A 4,452-nucleotide genomic window follows, 5' to 3' on the forward strand; every position below is an offset into this window, starting at 1 on the left:
CTGCACGGCAGAGTTCAATCGTTGTCGCGCAGCATAAGCAGCACAAGCAGCTCAAGCGCCCACTGCCTGGTGAGCCAGACACTGCAGCGCCCGCAGCAGATGCTGCTGCCAATGCTGACAAGCGGCAGGGCCAGGGTCCAGCACGTGCAGAAGGACTTGCCCAGAGCAAGAAGCAGAAGCAGCAGCCACGCAGAAGCCGCTGCAGGCTGCAGTCTGGGATCTGGGAGATTGATGCAGCAATGCTAGCAGCCATGCCGAGGGCAATCCCGGGGTTGATTTGTCGAGTGACGAGTTTACTGCTCTCGAAGCTTTGTTGGGTAATAATGTAACTCCAAGTTCAGTAATAGAAGCTTCTAATAATGATGTTGTTGAGAATGCTTTGGGTAGTGATGTTGATAATAATAATATAGATGTTCTGGAGTTTGGCGACTTGGAAAAGATGCTCTTCGTTGCCTCGGATAATATACCTGGAGCATCGAAACGTGATAAAGGTGTTTCGAGTCGTGCTGCAACTAGACGTACCGCGCGCTTTGAACAGTTGATGAAAGTGCCAGTTAAGCATCTTGATGATATGAGTAACTTGGTTGGAGAGTTGGTTGTTAACCGTAATACTCTTGAACAAGACCAGGAACGGTTACGTCAGTCTTTGGATAATTTATTAATTCAAATACACCATCTCAGTGATGTTGGCGCCAGAATGCAGGAATTGTACGAACGTTCGTTATTGGAAGCATCTTTATTGGCAACGAGAAAATATGGTGTGGGTGGGGGTTATAGTGTTGCGGTAAGTAATAAGGATACGGAGCGGGGGTTTTCTGAGCTGGAGATGGATAGGTTTACGCCGTTCCATACTTTATCGCAGGAGATGATAGAGTTGATTGTTAGGGTAAGGGAGTCAGCTTCGGATATTGATTTTGTGACGGAGGAAACTGAGAGGGTTGCAAGGCAGTTTCGACAGGTGACGACGCAGTTACAAGAGGGTTTGACGCGCGCGCGGATGGTTCCGTTTTCGATAGTAACCGACCGGGTGAAGCGGGGTGTGCGGGATAATGCTATCAAGTGTGGGAAACAAGTTGAGTTAGTTATTGAGGGTCAAGATACATTAATAGATAAAATGATTTTGGAGCATTTGACTGACCCGCTGATACATATGCTGAATAATGCTATTGCTCACGGTATTGAAACTCCAGAGGAGAGAGTAAGTAAGGGTAAACAACCTGTGGGGATAATAACAGTGCGCGCGTTTCATCAGGGAAACCAAACGGTGCTTTCTGTATCGGATGATGGTGCGGGTATTAATACTGACTATGTGAAACAAAAGGCAATCTTAGTTGGTTTGATAACTCCGGAGCAAGCTACTACAATATCGCGTATGGAAGTATACGAGTTGTTGTTTCAGCCGAATTTTACTACGAAGGATAAAGTTGATGATTTAGCGGGTCGTGGGGTGGGGATGGATGTTGTCCGTACCAGTATCAGTGAAATACGGGGAACAATTAATACTGATTCGACTATTGGGAAGGGGACGAGTTTTACAATACGTTTACCGTTGACGCTAAGTATATGTAAAGCATTGTGTTGTGTATGGGATAAAGCGCGGATAGCGTTTCCAATGGACGGGGTTGAGGATACGCTGGATATACCTGTGAAGAGTATACAAAAGAATAAAGATGGGGAGTTATATATAGTGTGGCGAGATATGCAGTTGCCGTTCAAACCGTTGAAGGAGTTGTTAACGTTGAACCGTCACTTGAGTCGCGGTAGTGTGTATGGGGGTACGCGGGATGATGATATGGTGTCGGTGGTGGTGATACGTTCGGCATCTACGTTAATAGGTTTGCAGGTGGACGCTGTGTTGAGTGAGCAGGAAATAGTTATTAAACAGTTTGAGGGTCCGGCGCCGAAGCCTTTGGGAGTTGCAGGCGCCACGGTGTTGGGGGATGGTAGAATAATGCCAATTGCGGATGTGTTGGAAATTATAGATATATTCCAGGGACGTACAGCGTTTAGAAGTCCAGTACCATTTTTTGATGCTACTCCAAATGGTACAGAGTCTACTGGCGCCCCTATTGACCCAACGGTGTTAATAGTAGATGATTCGATAACAGTACGTGAATTGTTATCACTATCGTTTAATAAAGCAGGGTATAGAGTGGAACAAGCGCGCGATGGTCAAGAAGCGTGGGAAAAATTACGTTCAGGTTTACCGTGTGATATAGTATTCTGTGATATAGAAATGCCACGCTGCGATGGACTGGAGTTGTTATCTCGTATATCTAAAGAACCGAGTTTGAGTCAGTTACCTATTGCTATGCTGACATCGAGAGGCGCCGATAAACATAAAACTTTGGCTATAAATTTGGGCGCCAGTGGGTATTTTACTAAACCTTATTTGGAAGAAGCATTGTTGGAAGCTGCCGCGCGGATGTTGAAGGGGGAGAAGTTGGTTAGTCCAAATGGTTAAATTAAAATTTCAGTAATGATAATTTATATAAGACTGCGCGCGCCGCTGTACATGGGTTAAATATAACGGCGCCAATAATCATCCCAAGGTTAATCATGTTATTTCATACCCGCATGTACATCAAATGTACATGCTAGTAGCTGAAGTCCATTAAAATGGACTAATAAGAACAAGGTTTTATATGTTTGAATAAAGAGTGCGTTTTAACGTACTTATCCGACTCGCATTGGATTGAAATCCAATGCGGGTTTAAATATAACGGCGCCAACATTGTTTCTGTTGTAGGGCGCCTAATACATACTTTAGGCAACTCCAACTAAAGTATGAGGCGCCTTCCCCATAAAAAGTATTATTACAATTCGCAGTTCGCAGTTCGCAATTCGCAATTAATAAATAATTAATCAATTTATTCGTTAATAAATTATTATTTACTGGTATAATAATATTATGAATTGGTTTATTAATCATGCAAAAAAATATTACCATTGCAGAAAGAACAAAATTATTTGCTATCAGAATAATTAAAGCTTGCGATTTTTTAGATGAGAAGCCAGGTGTCTGTAAAACATTATCAAAACAGTTATTACGTAGCGGAACTAGTATTGGTGCTAATGTAAGAGAAGCACAATCCGCACAATCAGATAAAGATTTTCTCCATAAATTAGAAATTGCATTAAAGGAAGAAAGAGATAGGAAAGATTCTGGTAACTTCTACCCGCAAAATTAAAGAAAAAATCAATTCTAAAATTAGTAATTAATTGCGAATTGCGAATTGCGACTTGCGAATTGTTGTGATGTTGGCGGTTTTGCTTCGGATGCTTCTAATAGCTTTTCACAGAAGAATTTAGCTGTTGGTCAACAGACTTTCGCGGGTCCTGGTGGCAGCTACACTGGTTCTGTTACTAACTTACAAGAAATTTTCAGCACTGCTGGTCAAGCAATCGCTGTTAAATAATTATAGTCTCTTCAACCGACAATCACTTCTGAAATAATCCTGCACGGCGCCTCTATTGAAATAGTGGCGCCGTTTTTACACTCTAAAGTTACAAGAGAGCGCTTCAATCGGTGGCGCAACCCGCGCGCAGGCTATATCACTGCATTCATGTTTGCTTTCATCCAAAGTAGAAAACATCAAAATTTTGACGTAAAAACCCCGGTGCTACTTGCCGAGGTTTTGCTTGGATGCTGTGTTAATGGGAGAAAAGAGATAGAGTTAGGAGGGTGAGCATTAGCTAACTGCAAATGCAGCTACAACCAAAACAGCGACGAGTAATGTTGCAAACGCACCTTGGGCAAGATAGCGACGTTGTTCCCAAATTGCAGGGTATTCGGCATAGTACATTTGAGGTTCGGTTGCGTAGTTATTTAAAACGCCGTCTTCGTTAACTGTGGTATACATAATCTTTTTTTGAATTTGTTACTTTATGTAAAGAATAGTAACAAATTTGTTACAAAGTGTCAATATAACTTGACTTTAAAGGGCTGATGGCGTTAATAAGAATCGCTTATTAAAGATTGGAGGAGCGGTGTTGGCAGGCGCCATCCTCTATATATATGTGTGATTGTGGAGACGAACGGGCTTTCCTAGGCGCCCATTCCACAAGATAAGTAAAACTGATTACAATTGTAAGAATTACTGACCCTTAGAAGTATTGTTCTTAATCTACCCAATTGGTCAAGGTTCTTTCTCTGATGGTATGCCTCTGGGTATTTCTGGTACATTCAACTTTATGTTGGTGTTCCAAGCAGAGCATAATATATTGATGCATCCTTTCCACCAATTAGGTGTAGCTGGTGTGTTCGGTGGTTCGTTGTTCTCTGCTATGCACGGTTCTTTGGTAACTTCTTCGTTGGTTCGTGAAACAACCGAAACTGAGAGCCAAAACTATGGTTACAAGTTTGGTCAAGAGGAAGAAACCTACAACATCGTTGCAGCACACGGTTACTTCGGGCGTTTAATATTCCAATACGCTTCTTTCAACAACAGC

At 42.4% G+C, this 4,452-nt stretch carries 3 protein-coding genes and 3 pseudogenes; 4 read left to right on the plus strand and 2 right to left on the minus strand.

Annotated features, from left to right (window positions below):
• Positions 1 to 523: 523 nt before the first annotated feature.
• Positions 524 to 2,464 (plus strand): annotated as a pseudogene (locus AC2JBO_RS41255) (hybrid sensor histidine kinase/response regulator); the annotation flags it as partial.
• Between the two features lie 249 nt (positions 2,465 to 2,713).
• Here AC2JBO_RS41255 and AC2JBO_RS41260 read toward each other — a convergent pair.
• On the minus strand, positions 2,714 to 2,932 hold the full coding sequence (locus tag AC2JBO_RS41260) for a hypothetical protein (RefSeq protein WP_496959417.1): 219 nt from the start codon (positions 2,930 to 2,932) through the stop codon (positions 2,714 to 2,716).
• Between AC2JBO_RS41260 and AC2JBO_RS41265 the strand changes: the two are divergent.
• Positions 2,931 to 3,155 (plus strand): annotated as a pseudogene (locus tag AC2JBO_RS41265) (four helix bundle protein); the annotation flags it as partial. The gene AC2JBO_RS41260 and the pseudogene AC2JBO_RS41265 overlap by 2 nt on opposite strands.
• 81 nt (positions 3,156 to 3,236) lie before the next feature.
• On the plus strand, positions 3,237 to 3,419 hold the full coding sequence (locus AC2JBO_RS41270; RefSeq protein ID WP_496959418.1) for a CTB family bacteriocin: 183 nt from the start codon (positions 3,237 to 3,239) through the stop codon (positions 3,417 to 3,419).
• A 273-nt stretch (positions 3,420 to 3,692) separates the two neighbouring features.
• Here the strand turns inward: AC2JBO_RS41270 and psb34 are convergent, their stop codons facing one another.
• Positions 3,693 to 3,863: a photosystem II assembly protein Psb34 gene (gene psb34 / locus AC2JBO_RS41275; protein WP_496959419.1), complete on the minus strand. Its 171-nt coding sequence runs from the start codon at positions 3,861 to 3,863 to the stop codon at positions 3,693 to 3,695.
• A gap of 253 nt (positions 3,864 to 4,116) precedes the next feature.
• On the opposite strand from psb34, the pseudogene AC2JBO_RS41280 reads away from it, so the two are divergent.
• Positions 4,117 to 4,452: pseudogene (locus tag AC2JBO_RS41280) on the plus strand (photosystem II q(b) protein); the annotation flags it as partial.

The organism is Calothrix sp. CBUCES-K 9914, assembly GCF_059640475.1.

Bases quoted from the DNA above. Each gene is read 5' to 3' on its own strand.
- AC2JBO_RS41260 (WP_496959417.1), bottom strand. From the start codon at position 2,932: ATGATTAATAAACCAATTCATAATATTATTATACCAGTAAATAATAAT.
- psb34 (WP_496959419.1), bottom strand. From the start codon at position 3,863: ATGTATACCACAGTTAACGAAGACGGCGTTTTAAATAACTACGCAACC.